The sequence below is a fragment of the Streptacidiphilus sp. EB103A genome (genome assembly GCF_041261405.1).
Lineage (GTDB): Bacteria > Actinomycetota > Actinomycetes > Streptomycetales > Streptomycetaceae > Streptacidiphilus.
The window spans coordinates 1-14222 of sequence record NZ_JBGCAQ010000010.1 but is presented as its reverse complement, the minus strand read 5'-3'; the positions used below and the strand labels follow the sequence as shown (position 1 = coordinate 14222).

Genomic DNA, 14222 nt, shown 5'->3' with positions numbered 1-14222 from the left:
AACTCATCCACAGAGGTTCAGTTGCAGCCCCCTCAGGGGCGCGGGGAACTGCGCGACAAGCCCGCTACGGTCCGCAGCCGAAAATCCCTCAGGCGCCCGCAGACCGCACCCGTTCCCACGGCCCGCTCCCGAGCACGTCTCCGACCAGGACCACCCGGTGGCCCCGCTCGGCGAGCAGGGTCAGCGCCCTGGTCAGCATCGCTTCCGCGGTCGCGTCCACGGCCGTCACCCGGTCGAGGTCCAGGACCAGCCGCCCCGGGGCCGCCGGCACGCGGTCGGCCAGGGCGAACAGCAGCCGTTCCGCCGCCGTGAAGTCCAGAGCGCCCTGCGCCGCGAGCCGGGTGGGGTGGACTGTGTCGGCTCCGTTCGGAAGCACCGTCGCCGCTCCCGGGGCGGGGTTGTGCATCAGATGCAGGCCGAAGCGCTCCGACAGTTCCCGCAGGGCCGCCACTCCCCGGACCGGATTGCCCACCCGGTCCAGCCGGGGGCTGTGCACAGCCACCCCGAAGCGGGCCGGCGCCACCGCGACTAGGCCGCCCGACACCCCGCTCTTGGCCGGAAGCCCCACCCGCAGCATCCACTCGCCCGCCGCGTCGTACATCCCGCAGGTGGCCATCACCGCCAGCACCTGCACGGCGACCGGTTCCGGGACGACCGCCTCGCCGGTCACCGGGTTCACCCCGCCGTTGCCCAGGGTCGCCGCCATCACCGCGAGGTCCTCGACGGTGGCGAGCACCGAGCACTGGCGGAAGTAGGTCTCCACCGCCTCGACGGGGTCGCCGCGGAGCGCGCCCGTCCCGCGCATCAGGTAGGCCAACGCCCGGTTGCGGTCGCCGGTCGCCGCCTCCGAGCGGCAGACCGCCTCGTCGACGTCCAGCCGGCGTCCGGCGAAGCGGCCCAGGCAGTCCAGGATCCGTGCGAAGCGCTCCCCCGGGTCCGCAGCCGGGACCAGCGCGGTGACCGCGATGGCGCCCGCGTTGATCATCGGGTTCGCCGGACGTCCGGTCACCGCGTCCAGGCTGATCGCGTTGAACGCCTCGCCGCTGGGCTCGCAGCCGACCCGGCGGCCCACCTCGTCCGGGCCCAGCTCGGACAGGGCCAGGGCGAGGACGAAGGGCTTGGTCACCGACTGCAGGGTGAAGCCGGTTCCGGAGTCGCCGGCCCGGTAGCGGTGCCCGTCCATGCTCACCAGGGCCAGGCCGAAGCAGTCCGGGTCGGCCAGGGCCAGCTGGGGGATGTAGTCGGCCACCGCGCCCTGGTCCAGGCCCCGGCAGCGCCGGTACAGGTCGGCCAGGGCCTCGCTGACGACATCGATGCCGGCTGGTCCCTGGATACCGGCTGGTCCCTGAGGCGGCGTCATGCTCCGATCGTGCTGGACCGGGGCGGGCCCGGCCACTCGGACGCCGCGCCCGCCGGCTCCGGCGTACGGGCCTGGGCTCGGCCTCCGGTTCGGGTCCGGTCCCGTTTCCCCTTCCGCTTCCGCTTCCGTGAGGTGGGCCAGAGCAGCACATACGCGGTGGAGAGCGCGACGAAGCCCAGCCGCACCAGGCCGCGCGCCGGGTCCGAAGGGATCAGCAGCGTCCCCCCGTACAGCGACAGCAGCGCTATCCAGCTCCACCACGGCACCAGCCGCCGCTGGCCCACCGCGTCCCAGATCAGCGTGCCCAGCAGCACCGAGGCGGTGTAGTAGGTGTAGACGCTGGGGTCCAGCAGGATCCGGGCGTCGGCGCCCAGCAGCACCACGGCCGGCCAGCGTCCGCGCAGCACCGCGAGCGCTCCCAGCACCAGCCCCAGCGAGAGCTGCGCCGGACGGTCCCAGGGCGGGGTGGACTGCGCGCTGACCCCCAGCCAGCGCAGCGAGGAGGCGGGCTGGTTGGGGATGGCGAACCTGGCGGCGGCCACCGAGTCGAGGTTGCCCAGGTAGAAGGGCAGCCAGGCGACCGCGACCAGACCGCAGAACAGCGCCGCCACCCGCAGCCGCCGCCCCTGGGGCAGTACCAACAGCAGCGCGGCGAAGGAGAGCGCCCAGGGCTTGGCGTCGACGGCGAGCGCCAGCCACACCCCGACCGCGGTGCTGCCGCCCCGGCTCAGCGAGTGCACCGCCAGGGTGGTGAAGAACAGCGCCAGCACATCGTCCAGGTGCGCGAACCGGACCGACACCTCCACCCACATCGGGATGAAGGCCAGGCCGGCGATGAGTATCCGCTGCTGCAACCGCCGGTGGTTGGTCCCGGTGCCCAGGTGGTACTGCGCCGCGGTCCGGCCCACCAGGATCAGCATCACCAGGCCCAGCGCCGACATCACGGCCTCGGCCACCAGCTGCCCGGTCTGCGGCTGGAAGGGGGCGAACAGCCGTGCGGCGAGCAGGCTGACCGGCCCGATCTGCAGCTCCGGATGCTGGGCGTAGAGGGAGAGACCGCCCCCCGGGGCGCCGCCGAACAGCAGCTGCTCGCCCTGCTGCAGGTAGTGCCAGGACACCCCGCCGCTCCGGGCCACCAGCAGGAACCAGACCACGGTCCACAGCGCCAGCAGCGCGGTGTGCCGGCGCAGCGGCAGGAACCAGATCCGCCCGGTCCGCCTGCCGTAGTCGTCGCGGGCGGCTGCTCTGCCGGCTCGGCTGCTCACCTGGTCCTCTCCCGCGCGATCGCACATCCGCCCGATGGGGCGCGCACAGAGTACGGGTCGGACGTAAGAGGAAAGCATGCGTCCGTTACGGAGCGGCAGCCGACCGCCGCAGACGCCGAAAAGCCCCCGGCAGGTGATATCGCCGGGGGCTTTCCGTACTGCTCGGTGCAGTGTTTCCGCTGTGGCCAGGGGCGGGGTCGAACCGCCGACCTACCGCTTTTCAGGCGGTCGCTCGTACCAACTGAGCTACCTGGCCGTGATCCCCCTCGAAAGGAGGAACACTGCGACCTCGACGGGACTTGAACCCGCGACCTCCACCTTGACAGGGTGGCGAGCTAACCAACTGCTCCACGAGGCCTCGCACAGGCGAACCTGCGCGCGGTGTAATGCGTACCCCCAACGGGATTCGAACCCGTGCTACCGCCTTGAAAGGGCGGCGTCCTGGGCCACTAGACGATGAGGGCGCTGGCCCTCCCGGCTTCCTTTCGGCCGTCGGGGACGTTCAGAAGCATATGGGATGGGGACGGGTAACGCCAAAATGGTTTCGTTCCGTCCCTGGTCGTGCCGCTGGTCGTGCCGTGCCGTACACAGTCCCGAACACAGTCCCGAGGAGCAGCGTGCTGGAGATGGACCGAGAGCGGTTCGAGGAGCTGGTGGGCGAGGCACTCGACCGGATACCGCCGGAACTGGCCCGGCTGATGGACAACGTCGTGATCTTCGTGGAGGACGAGCCCGAACCCGGCATGCCTGAACTGCTCGGGCTGTACGAGGGGACCCCGCTGACCGAACGCGGCGACTGGTACGCCGGGGTGCTGCCGGACCGGATCACCGTCTACCGCAACCCCATCCTGCGGATCTGCACGACGGAGGAGCAGGCGGTCGCCGAGGTGGGAGTGACCGTGGTCCATGAGATCGGCCATCACTTCGGCATCGACGACGAGCGGCTGCACGCGCTCGGGTACGGCTGAGTCCCGGGTGCCGGTGTGAGCCGGATGGCCGTGTCCTTTCGCCGGGCCCTGCCGTTGGACGGAGCAGGGCCGTCGGTGGCGGTCGCCGTACCGAACGGGAAGCGGGGCCGCGCACGGTGGGCAGCAGGATTGATGGTGGCGGGGCCGGGCTGCGGTCGGGCCGTGGGTTCGGACCGTACTCCCGACCGCACTCCCGACCGCGCTCCGGGCTTCGGGCCGCCGCGGTGGGGGCCGCGGTCGGCGCGCTCGCGGCGCTGGCGCTGACCGGGTGCACCGAGGTGGGCGGCGTGGGCAGCCCGGCCGTGTCCGGCGGGCCCGTCTCCGAGGGGGCCTCGGCCCCCGGCCACTCGCAGGACGGCCTCGGAGGCCGGACCCGTACCGGAGCGCAGCACCACCTCGGGCCGGGGGAGTCCGCGACCGCCGCGCCCAGCGGCACCGGCAACGCCGCGTCGGGAGCCGCGCAGCCCAGCGGTCCCGCTGCTCCCGGCGCCGTCCGCGCGGGGCAGACCCCGGTCGCCGGCGCCGGCTCAGGACAGGGCGGCGCCGCCGGCACGTCGGGCGGCGCCGGTGCCGGTACGGCCGGCGGCTCCACCTCCGGAGGCTCGGCCGGGGGCATGACCGGTGCTCCCACACCCTCCGCGGTTCCCTCGACCGCCCCGGCCACCCAGCCGGTGACGACCCCGCCGAGCTCCGCCCCCGCCGACCCGTCCCCGTCCGCCCCCTCCAACTCGCCCTCCTGAGGCGGGAATAGAATCAGGATCCCGTTCGCTGTCGGATGTGTGCGGCAGCGTGCGGATGAGCTTCGGGTTGCTCCTGACGTCTTGTGCCCAGCTAGGGCTGTTTGCGTCGGGGGTCGGCCCTAGGCTATCTTGGTAGATCGTTGTTTGTTTCATTTGCCCGGCGCTGCTGCTACTCCATCAGGCGCCCTGGCGCGTACCGTGCACTCCGTGGCTGACCGCATTGAGGCGGTTGTAGGTGAACCCCGCGGAATTGGCGCGTGCCATATTCCGGAAGGTTCTTCATGTCTCTCGTTGACGACGACCGCTTCGCCATGCCCGCATACGGCATCGAGGCCCCCGCCGCCACCGTCACCACGGACGTCATCGCGGAGTCGACCGACTCCACGGACGGCGCCGACTCCATCGACACCACCGACGTCGCCGACACCATCGACGCCGACGCCATCGACACTGACACCGACGCCGCCCCCGCCGAGCCGAAGGTCACCTTCGGCGACCTGGGCCTGCACCAGGACATCGTCCGCACCCTCGCCAAGCGCGGGGTCACCGAGCCCTTCCCGATCCAGGCCGCGACCATCCCGGACGCGCTGGCCGGCAAGGACGTCCTCGGCCGCGGCCGCACCGGCTCCGGCAAGACCCTGAGCTTCGGCCTCCCGCTGCTGACCCGCCTCGGCGGCAGCCGCAGCCAGGCCAAGCGCCCGCGCGGCCTGATCCTGGTGCCGACCCGCGAGCTGGCCATGCAGGTCGCCGACGCCCTGGAGCCGTACGGCTCGGTGCTCAACCTGCGCCTCAAGGTCGTCTGCGGCGGCACCTCGATGTCCAACCAGATCTACGCGCTGGAGCGCGGCGTCGACATCCTCGTCGCCACCCCCGGCCGCCTGCGCGACCTGCTGAACCGCGGTGCCTGCACCCTGGACGAGACCGAGGTCATCGTCCTGGACGAGGCCGACCAGATGGCCGACATGGGCTTCATGCCCGAGGTCACCGAGATCCTCGACCAGGTCCCGGCCGGCGGCCAGCGGATGCTGTTCTCCGCCACGCTGGAGAACGAGATCGACAGCCTGGTCAAGCGCTACCTCAAGAACCCGGTGACGCACGAGGTCGACCCGTCGGCCGGCGCCGTCACCACCATGTCCCACCACGTCCTGGTCGTGAAGCCCAAGGACAAGGCCCCGGTCACCAACGCCATCGCCGCCCGCAAGGGCCGGACGATCATCTTCGTCCGCACCCAGATGGGCTGCGACCGGGTCGCCGAGCAGCTGCGCGACGCCGGCGTGCTCGCCGACGCCCTGCACGGCGGCATGACCCAGGGCGCGCGCACCGCCACCCTGGGCGACTTCAAGGACGGCTACGTCAACGTCCTGGTCGCGACCGACGTCGCGGCGCGCGGCATCCACGTCGACGACGTCGACCTGGTGCTGAACGTCGACCCGGCCGGTGACCACAAGGACTACCTGCACCGCTCCGGCCGCACCGCGCGTGCGGGCCGCTCCGGCACGGTCGTCACCCTGATCCTGCCGCACCAGCGCCGCGGCGCGTTCCGCCTGCTGGAGGACGCCGGGGTCGAGGCCACCCGCCACATCGTCGGCGGCGCCTTCGACGCCGACCTGATCAAGATCACCGGCGCCCGCTCGCTGAGCGAGGTTCAGGCCGAGTCGGTCGCGACCCAGGCCAAGCAGGCCGAGAAGGACGTCCAGGAGCTGACCCGCGAGCTGGAGCGTGCCACCAAGCACGCCGCCGACCTGCGCGCCGACGCCGAACGTCTGGCGGCCCGGGCCGCGCGTGAGCGGGCCGAGCTGGGCATCGAGGACGAGCCGGTGGCGGAGGTTACGGCGGAGGGCATCGTCGAGGCGACCGTCCCGGCGCAGAGCCAGGCCGTGGACGCCGAGGACAGCCGCCCGGCGCGCACCCAGTCGGTGCGGGACGAGCGGGGTCGCGACAGCCGTGACAACCGTGAGGGTCGCAGCTTCGAGCGCCGTGACGACCGTGGCGGTGAGCGCGGTGGCGACCGTGGCGGTTTCCAGCGTCGCGACGACCGTCCGGCCTCCTCGGGCAGCCGTTCCTACGGTGACCGTGACAACCGCTCCGGCGGTGGCTTCCAGCGCCGTGACGACCGTGGCGCTGAGCGCGGCGGCGAGCGCGGTGGTTTCCAGCGTCGTGACGACCGTCCGGCTTCTTCGGGCGGCCGTTCCTACGGTGACCGTGACAACCGCTCCGGCGGTGGCTTCCAGCGTCGTGACGACCGCCCGTCCTACGGCAACAGCCGTCCCTCCTACGGTGACCGCGACAACCGCGGTTCGGACCGTGGCGGCGAGCGCGGTGGCGAGCGTGGTGGTTTCCAGCGCCGTGACGACCGTCCGTCCTTCGGCGAGCGCAGCGGCCGTCCGTCCAGCCCGTACAAGAGCCGTGACGACCGCAGCGGTGCCGGCAGCAGCCGCCCGGCCTTCGGCCGCCGCGACGACCACCGCCCGGCCTCCGGCGGCGCCCGCTCCTTCGGCGACCGCGACACCCGTCCCGGCGGTTTCCAGCGCCGCGACGACCGCCCGTCCTTCGGCGGCGGCGCCGACCGCAACAAGCCGCGCTGGAAGAACTGAGCGCCTGCGCAGTATCTGAAGTAACGGACCACATGCCGCTGCCCCGCCGGAATTCCGGCGGGGCAGCGGCATTTTGACTGAAGCCTTGCCGAGGCCAAGAGGACCGACGGCGGCGGACCCGGGGTCGGCCCCCGGTACCACCGGCGGCAATGGTTGCGGAACAGGCACCGCCTGGATGGTGTACATCCCCGGCGGCGCCCAGTAGATCAGGGGGACGGCGAAGCTTCCGGGCCTGGCGTCGCCGACCGGATCGTGATCAGCGTCGGCGCCCGTCCGGGACACCGGGGGAATCCCGCCGCCACCTGATCCAGGGCCATCTTGGACGGCACGGCAATCCGGTGGCGGAACCGGCCGTAGATCCAGGTAGGCTTCACTCGGCACCGCGCCCTGCCCCCTCCGGGGACAGCGGCACCGCTGCCCGGGCCGCTAGCTCAATTGGCAGAGCTGCGGACTTTTAATCCGTAGGTTGTGGGTTCGAGCCCCACGCGGCCCACCATGTGATCAGGCCCCGACCAGCAACTTCGCTGGGAGCGGGGCCTTTTCTGCGTCCTGATGGCGGTCCAAAACGGGCTCTGCTGGCCCGCTGCTGGCCCGAGCTGCAATCGATCTACCAGCGGAGGACGTCCGCCTCGGTGACGACGCTGAGTTCCACGGCGTGCTTGATCGCGGCCATACGGCTTTGCGTGGCGGTGGTCCTGGTGGTCCGTATCCAGGCGATGGCAGCCGTGAGTTGGATGAGCTGGCCCGGGTCGGCCGAGAGGAAGATCCCGTCGGAGAGGGCACGCAACTGGTCGTCGGTCAGATGGGAGAGGTCCATCGGCTACTCGAGCTGGGGGCGGGTCTTGTCGGCCGTGGCCTTCGCCGCGATGCGCTCGGTCGGCTCCGCCGTGGTGTTGGACCGTGGGCGGGCGGCGCTCGGGCAACTTGGCTCCGGGGCGGCGCATGTACAAGCGCATGAACTCGCGGATCACACGCCCGCACGGGCTCCGGCCTTCCGGATACACGGCCCGCGTCGCAGCCTCGAACGGCTCCCACTCGCCATCGCGCGGAGGCGTCGGGTGGTGTCGTACTCAGTATTCGAGTCTCCTCAGCCCGTGCTGGCGACGGGCCCAGAGCTGGCGCAGCCTTAAGGCGTGGCCGCTTCGAGGAGTACAGCGAAGTCCTCGGCCAGCATGGGTTGTGCGTGGCCGGGTCGCGGAGTCAGCGGTTCCAGGACTAGGGCGACCGGGACCGTGTCCAGACCGAGTCGGATGGCCACAGCGATCGGGTGATTCCCGTCGAGTGTCCCGAACTCCTCGTTGAACCCGAGCCGGAGTGGTGTCAGAATGCCGCACTCGTCCGCGAAGGGTACTCGGGCTTGCGTACCCCTCTCCCGCAGCACCCGGCCGGCCGTGGGACCCTGACCCGCATGAGGAGAAAGCCGCACTGGACGGCACTTGTTGCGGGCCTGGCGTTGATCTGGTGCATAGGGCTCTTGCTAGATCACTTCTGGGTGCCGGACACCTGGGTACACGCCCTCGGTGCCGGCCTGGCCGAACTCCCGCTCTGGGCACTGGGCGCGTTCCTGGCCACGCGCCGGAGGAAGCGCCGCGACCAGGCCCCCGGGCACGTCGAGTAGCCCGTCGGCCCGAGTGCGGGAGGCGACAGGCGGGCACGCTGAACGTAGGGGCGAACAGCGGAGGCGCGCGATGAGCAATGAGCGGCGAGAGATTCACAAGTGCGGGCTCTGCCCAAAGGACGCCGAGTGGACAGACTGGCGGTTGGAGTAGGACTCCCTGCCTGCTTGGCAGGACCCACAGGTGATGCTGACGCTGCACCAGACGGCCCACTTCCAGTGCCTTGTTCACGCCGACCATCACGGCCGCGAGCGTGTCCCGCGTGAGGACTGGCCCGAGTGGGGCAAGGGGCAGATCTAGATCTTCTTGCCGCTGGCCATCGGCGCTATCCCTGCTCGGCCCGCGGTACGGTCAGCTGGTCAGCGAGCTGGCGTAGCTGCTCTGCGTAGTCGACCAGGCCGTCGGCGACCGCGACAAGATCGGGCGGGCCCAGGGGCTGATCGCCGTCCTCCCCGTGCATGGACACGTAGATCAGCCGCTTCTCCGGCAGGTCGGACAGCGGGTACCAGACGAGTTCGGCCAGGGCGTACAGCTCGCTGTTGCCGTCGGCGGTGGCGACGTTCAGCTCGATCGGCTCGGAGGTGTGGCCCTGGGCGGGAGTTCAGTAGTAGGCGGGCAGCGCCGGGATGTGGTCGCCGTTGTCGGCCAGTCTGCGGGCGTCGGCGAGGATCACCGCGAGGCAAGGGCGGCAGAACCGGATGTCCCAGCCCGGGCCGGTACCGGCCTCGATGCCGCCGACGATGACGGTGTGGCGTTCCTTCTTGCATCGGTCGCAGTACCGGCGCAGGTACGTCGAGGTGAACGCGATGCTGTTCAGGAACGCCGCGTCGTCGGGGTGCGGGTCGGTCATGGCGTCGGTTCCTCGGTGCAGGCCGGGCAGGAGAAGAGACGGAACGTCACCACGCGCCGGTGGGTGCCGTGCTGGTGGACGCTCTCGGTGGTGCCGACCGGTACCCGGGCGCTGGTGAGGGTGGTCTTGCACCACAGGCAGCGCAGGCCGCGGCACTGGTCGATGTGCAGATCCCACGGATGCGGCAGCACCCTGAGGGTGGCCCCGGCGGCTAAGGACGGGGCGGTCACGGCCGGTCCGCCCGTGCAGGCTCGTCGACGACATGCTCCGGGCAGGCGACGACCGGCCAGCCGTACCGGCCGCCGTCACCGTCGCTGGTGTAGACGTGGCCGGCCGGGACCAGGGGGCCGATCGTGGCGCCGCAGGAGAAGCACGCCAGCGCGTGCAGTCGGCCGAGCGTCACATCGTCGACCGGGAGGGCGAGCGGAGGCAGTGCGGTCGTCGTATCCATGGGTGCCCTTTCAGCGGTTCACCGACAGGATCTTGTGACTGACCGTGAGGCTTCGATACCCAAGCGGTAATCTCACCGTGAGATGAATGCGAGTCGGGCCCACGCCGAGGAATGCCATGTCGACAGCGCTGCTCCCCGTCGAACTGCCGGACTGGGCATGGCAGAATGCCGACCTCCACCAGGCACTGCGCACCCGAGACATCGCTGTGGTGTTCCAGCATGTGCAGACCTTCGGCCTCAGCCAAGCCAGAATCGCCGCAGCGTGCAGCATGACGCAGGGCCGGGTCAACGAGATCATCAACGGGCGGCGGGAAGTCTCGCGCCTGGACGTCTACGAGCGCATCGCCGAGGGCCTCGCCATGCCCGACGACGCCCGGCACCTGCTCGGGCTGGCTGCCCGCAGGGAACGGCGAATCGGCGGAGCGGCCTTCGACCTGGCGGCGTTCCCGGAAGTCGTCCGGGTCTACGCCGACCAGGCCAGCGCCGCAGCTGAGATCCAGAGGCAGGCCCGGTCAGCTGCTCAGATCGATGTCCTGGCCGTCCGCGGCCTCGGGCTTCTCGGCCTCAACGACTCCCTATTGCGCGCCTCGCTGATCCGGCTCGATCCGCCGCCACGGGTGCGTGTCCTGATCCTCCACCCCGGTGCGCCGGCAGCAGCGGTGAGGGCCGCTGAGATCGGCGAGTCGGCGGAGTCCTTCGCCTCTGGCATCCGATTGGCCGAAGCACGACTACGCGAACTCGTCGACGCCGGAGGCGTCCAGGTGTACCGCTATCGTGGCCTGCCGACATGGCGGATCGTCAGGTTGGACACGGCCCTGTACCTGTCCGCGTTCGACGCGGGCTGGGAGGGGCACGACTCTGCCGTGTACAAGATCATGGCAACTCCGTCCGGCCCCTTGTTCCGCGGCTTCTGCCGCATGTTCGAATCCATGGTCGACGCCGGAGAGCGAAGCGTCTGAGGGGTGCAGCAACGATGATCGAGGCCGAAGTGAAGGCTCACGTCCGTGACCCGGAGTACGTCCTGCAGGAGTTGGAGAAGTGCGGCACCGGCTTGGCCGAGGTGTACGAAGACACGTACTACGACGCAGCCGACGGCTCTCTCAGTCGCGACGACCGGGAACTGCGAGTGCGCACTGTCCACGGGCCGGAGTCCACCCGGTCACTGCTGACCTACAAGGGCGCCCGGGTCGACGACGTGTCCGGCTCCAAGCCGGAGCACGAGACGGTGGTCGAGGATCCCGAGGCCGTTCATGCTCTGTTGCGCGGTCTGGGCTATGTGCAGAGCATCGCCTTCACCAAGCGGTGCCGGAACTACCGGTTCGATGCCGCGGGCCGGAAGATGCTGGCCACCCTGGTCCGGGTGCCCGAGCTGGACGGGACGTTCCTGGAACTGGAGACGATGGTCTTGGAGGAGTCGGAGCTGCCGGCGGCGCTTGATGATGTCCGTGGGGTGCTGCGCGAGCTGGGCATCGAGGACAAGGACCTGACGAACGAGCTCTACACCGATGCGGTCGCAGCGAAGCGCTGAGCACACCTACCGGAACGGCGAGGCGCCCCGCACCGACTGGTGCGGGGCGCCTGCGAAGCCAGCTCAGGCCCAGACGCTCGACGGTGCGAATCGCCTCGCTTGAGCCTCGGTCACGCGGTTGATCACCACGATGAGGAGCACGGCGCTAGCTATGTACACGACCTCAAGGACGATGGTGATCACTGGGCTGACACGGACGATGCTTCCCGTCAGTGCCACGATGATCGTGACTGTAACGCTGTAGCCGACGCGAGCCGCCCACCAAAAGTTGATGAGCCGGATCCCAGTGTGGTCAGGAGCTTCGGCGTGGCTCGCTCTGTGGATGTCCAAGACGATGCGTCGCGGGCGCCACCACATGAGCAGTGGCGTGAACCAGGCGCCCACAACCCAGCCGGTGGAGTAGGTAGCCGTGCCAGGGGCCAGGATGTCGGCGTTGGTGCGGCAGCGGCGCAGCCAGAGCAGGAAGGCAACGACGGCGCCCAACACAGCAATGGTATTGAGGACGCTGGCCAGCGAGTAGAAGGTACTTGCCCGCGTGACGCCGTTGACGACAACCGTGCGGTCCCAGATCCCGGAGGCCGCCCTCGCCGGCTCGACGAGGGCGGCCAGAGCCAGGGCGATCTGCGCATTGCGTGCCTGAGCCAAAGCATCAACGGGCGTAGTGCCGTCGGCTGCGGCTGGTAGAGACCCTGGCTGTACTGCGTCGGTCATCGGTTATGCCGCTTCTGTTGATGTATGCCCTCTCGATACTTGCGAGAAAGGCGGAAGCGGATCATAGAGCAGGACGGCGCGCCCAGTTACAGGCCCTCAATCATTTACGTTGCGCGCGGGGACCCTGGTACGGGTCGAGCGGGCCTCCAACCTGAACCGCCGTACCGCAGCAGCGCCCTGCACGGCTTGTGCGGGGCGCCGGGGGGTCAGGCCGGGGCGATGTTCTACTCATGCCCGGTGAGCGAGTATTCGGGCGCCCCCGTGTCCACCCCGACGGGCGTCGTTCCCCTGGGTCCCGAGAGCCGGCATCGCGAGGGCACGTAACCGGGTTCAACCGGGTCCAACTGGGTTCAACCGGAAACCTTGGGGAGGGAGTTGGCGGTGGCCAAGACTGGCATGCGTACGGCCCCACCAGCCGCCGCTACCGGCCTCCCCACGGGGGTGGAGGCCAACCATCGAACGGGAGACAGCAACCCATGCTCAGACTCCGCAAGACCCGACGCACCATCACCATCGCCGCTGCTGCCCTCGCCCTCGCCGGCGGGGCCACCATCGGCCTCGGCGGGACCGCCAACGCCAGCAGCACCTACTACTTCGGCGGCGACACGGTCACCCAGAACTGCCACGCCTGGATTGTCTCCAACGGCAACAGCTGGAACTGGGCCGACGGGATCGTCGAAGGCGACGCGAACTGCCAAGTCATCCTGGAGGCGACGAACGTCAACACCGGTGGCGTGCAGTTCACGCAGTGGTCGAGTGGCCTGACGACTCCGCTCTACCACAACGACGGCGTCCACAAGCTCCGAGTCTGGGTCTACGACGGCACCTCGGGTGCCGAGGGCCCCGGGGCCTGGGTCAACTAGGCGGCCCGCCAGTTGAGCGGCTGATCGAACAAGTCGGCCTCGCGGAGGCCCCGGCGCCCATCACGGGCAGCCGGGGCCTTTGCGCGGTCGGGTCAGGCCGGGGTGACGTTCTCGGCCTGCGGGCCCTTCTGGCCCTGCGCGATGTCGAAGGTCACCTTCTGGCCTTCCTGGAGCTCGCGGTACCCCTGGGCGTTGATGTTGGAGTAGTGGGCGAAGACGTCCGGGCCGCTGCCGTCCTGGGCGATGAAGCCGAAGCCCTTTTCGGCGTTGAACCACTTCACGGTGCCGCTGGCCATAATGCTCCCTGTCCGGGATCACAGGGTCCGCACCAGCCCGGACCCTTGGGGTGTTGATCGCCCTGGTCCTCGGACTGCTGGTACAGCTGGACTTCGAACCGCGCGTTCGACCCCAACGCTGCGCCCGGAACGATCACCCGCGCGGGGGATCACAGCAAGATGCTTCGGCGCGCGATCAGGTTCTGCCGTCGACTCGCCCGCGGCGCCGGCGCAGCAAACGGCGAGCGACCACGAACCACAGCCACAGGAGCAAGACGACAGCGCCGACCGACACCATGGCAACGGAGCCTTCCCACTGGTCCCCGCCGCCCTTGGCATAGACGTAGGACCAGTCGCCGGTGTCGACCGCGGGGACCTGTGACCAGCCGCCGTTGATGTGAGCCCCGCCGACGATCCCGACATCGTCGCGCGGCACGGTCAGCGTGTCGGTGGGCTGGAAGGTTCCGTACCACCGGCAGTCGCCCCGGTTGCACTGGTAGTACTTGGCGGTGAAGGTCCCAGGATTGCCGTGCCCTGTGTGGGCGGCCCAGTCGGGGCCGAGGTTGAGTAGCCCGGAGCCCAAGAGGATCAGCGCGACAATCAGGAAGATGCCTGAGGCTACGAATCGGCTCCCGGGCAGTGTCCCGCCCCGCCGTCGCGCGGCATTTCCCTTCACGACCATGCCAGGTTCCCCGTCCCCCGTTGAGCGACCCGACGGCGCGAACCGCTCGCCGTGCATCATGACACTGGTGCCTGGTCGGCGGCTACGCTGCGTGCGGGGATCCCGGCATGGGTCGAGCGGGACCCCCGTACCTCGCGCACCCTCTCGGACTCCGGCCATCGTTCCGCAACGCCTATCTGCGGCGAAGGCGTAGCAGGGTCGCAGCAGGGAACCCTGACGGAATGAGAGCGTGGTGGTGAAGCGATTGGCGTTCGGCTGTCTCGGTGTGGGTGATGCCTCGCACGCAGGTGCTGGTGGTGGGGTGGGCATGAAAGAGCGG

At 70.1% G+C, this 14222-nt stretch carries 17 protein-coding genes and 4 tRNA genes; 8 read left to right on the top strand and 13 right to left on the bottom strand.

Annotation, left to right across the window (positions count from 1 at the left end; all coding sequences use genetic code 11):
* Nucleotides 1-88: 88 nt before the first annotated feature.
* The 5 genes from glsA to ABH941_RS17595 all read right to left on the bottom strand — a co-directional run bounded on the left by glsA (nt 89) and on the right by ABH941_RS17595 (nt 3089).
* Nucleotides 89-1360 (bottom strand): glutaminase A, encoded by a 1272-nt coding sequence (gene glsA / locus ABH941_RS17615; protein ID WP_370130235.1) that lies wholly within the window; start codon nt 1358-1360, stop codon nt 89-91.
* Nucleotides 1357-2556: a hypothetical protein gene (locus tag ABH941_RS17610; protein ID WP_370130540.1), complete on the bottom strand. Its 1200-nt coding sequence runs from the start codon at nt 2554-2556 to the stop codon at nt 1357-1359. The genes glsA and ABH941_RS17610 overlap by 4 nt, the downstream gene beginning before the upstream one ends.
* A 251-nt stretch (nt 2557-2807) precedes the next feature.
* Nucleotides 2808-2881 (bottom strand) — tRNA-Phe (locus ABH941_RS17605).
* 28 nt (nt 2882-2909) lie between these two features.
* Nucleotides 2910-2983, bottom strand: a tRNA-Asp gene (locus ABH941_RS17600).
* 33 nt (nt 2984-3016) lie between these two features.
* Nucleotides 3017-3089 (bottom strand) — tRNA-Glu (locus ABH941_RS17595).
* Between the two features lie 153 nt (nt 3090-3242).
* Between ABH941_RS17595 and ABH941_RS17590 the strand changes: the two genes are divergently transcribed.
* The 4 genes from ABH941_RS17590 to ABH941_RS17575 all read left to right on the top strand — a co-directional run bounded on the left by ABH941_RS17590 (nt 3243) and on the right by ABH941_RS17575 (nt 7423).
* Nucleotides 3243-3593, top strand: coding sequence for a metallopeptidase family protein (locus ABH941_RS17590; RefSeq protein ID WP_370130234.1), 351 nt, complete (start codon nt 3243-3245; stop codon nt 3591-3593).
* Nucleotides 3594-3709: 116 nt separating this feature from the next.
* A complete protein-coding gene (locus tag ABH941_RS17585; RefSeq protein WP_370130233.1) occupies nt 3710-4333 on the top strand; it encodes a hypothetical protein in 624 nt (207 codons plus the stop codon).
* 281 nt (nt 4334-4614) lie between these two features.
* The gene (locus ABH941_RS17580) at nt 4615-6927 is read left to right on the top strand and encodes a DEAD/DEAH box helicase (protein ID WP_370130232.1); all 2313 of its coding nucleotides are present in this window, start codon (nt 4615-4617) and stop codon (nt 6925-6927) included.
* A gap of 420 nt (nt 6928-7347) precedes the next feature.
* Nucleotides 7348-7423 (top strand) — tRNA-Lys (locus ABH941_RS17575).
* 111 nt (nt 7424-7534) lie between these two features.
* Here ABH941_RS17575 and ABH941_RS17570 read toward each other — a convergent pair.
* Entirely contained in the window at nt 7535-7744 is a 210-nt protein-coding gene (locus ABH941_RS17570) for a hypothetical protein (protein WP_370130231.1), read from the bottom strand.
* Between the two features lie 675 nt (nt 7745-8419).
* Between ABH941_RS17570 and ABH941_RS17565 the strand changes: the two genes are divergently transcribed.
* Nucleotides 8420-8545 carry a hypothetical protein gene (locus ABH941_RS17565; protein ID WP_370130230.1) on the top strand — a complete coding sequence of 42 codons (126 nt, stop codon included), beginning with the start codon at nt 8420-8422 and terminating at the stop codon, nt 8543-8545.
* Between the two features lie 323 nt (nt 8546-8868).
* On the opposite strand, the gene ABH941_RS17560 is transcribed toward ABH941_RS17565, so the two are convergent.
* From ABH941_RS17560 to ABH941_RS17545, 4 genes are all read right to left on the bottom strand, one after another.
* Complete coding sequence (locus ABH941_RS17560) at nt 8869-9009, bottom strand: hypothetical protein (RefSeq protein ID WP_370130229.1); 141 nt, start codon at nt 9007-9009, stop codon at nt 8869-8871.
* Nucleotides 9010-9144: 135 nt separating this feature from the next.
* Entirely contained in the window at nt 9145-9393 is a 249-nt protein-coding gene (locus ABH941_RS17555) for a hypothetical protein (protein ID WP_370130228.1), read from the bottom strand.
* On the bottom strand, nt 9390-9623 hold the full coding sequence (locus tag ABH941_RS17550) for a hypothetical protein (protein ID WP_370130227.1): 234 nt from the start codon (nt 9621-9623) through the stop codon (nt 9390-9392). Before ABH941_RS17550 ends, ABH941_RS17555 begins: the two co-directional genes overlap by 4 nt.
* Nucleotides 9620-9844, bottom strand: coding sequence for a hypothetical protein (locus ABH941_RS17545; protein ID WP_370130226.1), 225 nt, complete (start codon nt 9842-9844; stop codon nt 9620-9622). Before ABH941_RS17545 ends, ABH941_RS17550 begins: the two co-directional genes overlap by 4 nt.
* Before the next feature lie 116 nt (nt 9845-9960).
* Between ABH941_RS17545 and ABH941_RS17540 the strand changes: the two genes are divergently transcribed.
* Nucleotides 9961-10803 (top strand): helix-turn-helix domain-containing protein, encoded by an 843-nt coding sequence (locus ABH941_RS17540; protein ID WP_370130225.1) that lies wholly within the window; start codon nt 9961-9963, stop codon nt 10801-10803.
* A gap of 14 nt (nt 10804-10817) precedes the next feature.
* Nucleotides 10818-11372, top strand: a complete 555-nt coding sequence (cyaB, locus tag ABH941_RS17535) for a class IV adenylate cyclase (RefSeq protein WP_370130224.1) — start codon at nt 10818-10820, stop codon at nt 11370-11372.
* 63 nt (nt 11373-11435) lie between these two features.
* Here cyaB and ABH941_RS17530 read toward each other — a convergent pair whose 3' ends face one another.
* Complete coding sequence (locus ABH941_RS17530) at nt 11436-12083, bottom strand: DUF4328 domain-containing protein (protein ID WP_370130223.1); 648 nt, start codon at nt 12081-12083, stop codon at nt 11436-11438.
* 476 nt (nt 12084-12559) lie between these two features.
* Between ABH941_RS17530 and ABH941_RS17525 the strand changes: the two genes are divergently transcribed.
* The gene (locus ABH941_RS17525; protein WP_370130222.1) at nt 12560-12946 is read left to right on the top strand and encodes a hypothetical protein; all 387 of its coding nucleotides are present in this window, start codon (nt 12560-12562) and stop codon (nt 12944-12946) included.
* 92 nt (nt 12947-13038) lie between these two features.
* On the opposite strand, the gene ABH941_RS17520 is transcribed toward ABH941_RS17525, so the two are convergent.
* Nucleotides 13039-13242 (bottom strand): cold-shock protein, encoded by a 204-nt coding sequence (locus tag ABH941_RS17520; protein ID WP_370130221.1) that lies wholly within the window; start codon nt 13240-13242, stop codon nt 13039-13041.
* Between the two features lie 175 nt (nt 13243-13417).
* On the bottom strand, nt 13418-13903 hold the full coding sequence (locus ABH941_RS17515) for a hypothetical protein (RefSeq protein WP_370130219.1): 486 nt from the start codon (nt 13901-13903) through the stop codon (nt 13418-13420).
* Nucleotides 13904-14222: the final 319 nt, after the last annotated feature.

Coding starts and splice junctions, on each gene's coding strand:
- glsA (WP_370130235.1), bottom strand. CDS start 1,360: ATGACGCCGCCTCAGGGACCAGCCGGTATCCAGGGACCAGCCGGCATC.
- ABH941_RS17580 (WP_370130232.1), top strand. CDS start 4,615: ATGTCTCTCGTTGACGACGACCGCTTCGCCATGCCCGCATACGGCATC.
- ABH941_RS17570 (WP_370130231.1), bottom strand. CDS start 7,744: ATGGACCTCTCCCATCTGACCGACGACCAGTTGCGTGCCCTCTCCGAC.
- ABH941_RS17555 (WP_370130228.1), bottom strand. CDS start 9,393: ATGACCGACCCGCACCCCGACGACGCGGCGTTCCTGAACAGCATCGCG.
- ABH941_RS17545 (WP_370130226.1), bottom strand. CDS start 9,844: ATGGATACGACGACCGCACTGCCTCCGCTCGCCCTCCCGGTCGACGAT.
- ABH941_RS17540 (WP_370130225.1), top strand. CDS start 9,961: ATGTCGACAGCGCTGCTCCCCGTCGAACTGCCGGACTGGGCATGGCAG.
- cyaB (WP_370130224.1), top strand. CDS start 10,818: ATGATCGAGGCCGAAGTGAAGGCTCACGTCCGTGACCCGGAGTACGTC.
- ABH941_RS17530 (WP_370130223.1), bottom strand. CDS start 12,083: ATGACCGACGCAGTACAGCCAGGGTCTCTACCAGCCGCAGCCGACGGC.
- ABH941_RS17525 (WP_370130222.1), top strand. CDS start 12,560: ATGCTCAGACTCCGCAAGACCCGACGCACCATCACCATCGCCGCTGCT.
- ABH941_RS17520 (WP_370130221.1), bottom strand. CDS start 13,242: ATGGCCAGCGGCACCGTGAAGTGGTTCAACGCCGAAAAGGGCTTCGGC.
- ABH941_RS17515 (WP_370130219.1), bottom strand. CDS start 13,903: ATGGTCGTGAAGGGAAATGCCGCGCGACGGCGGGGCGGGACACTGCCC.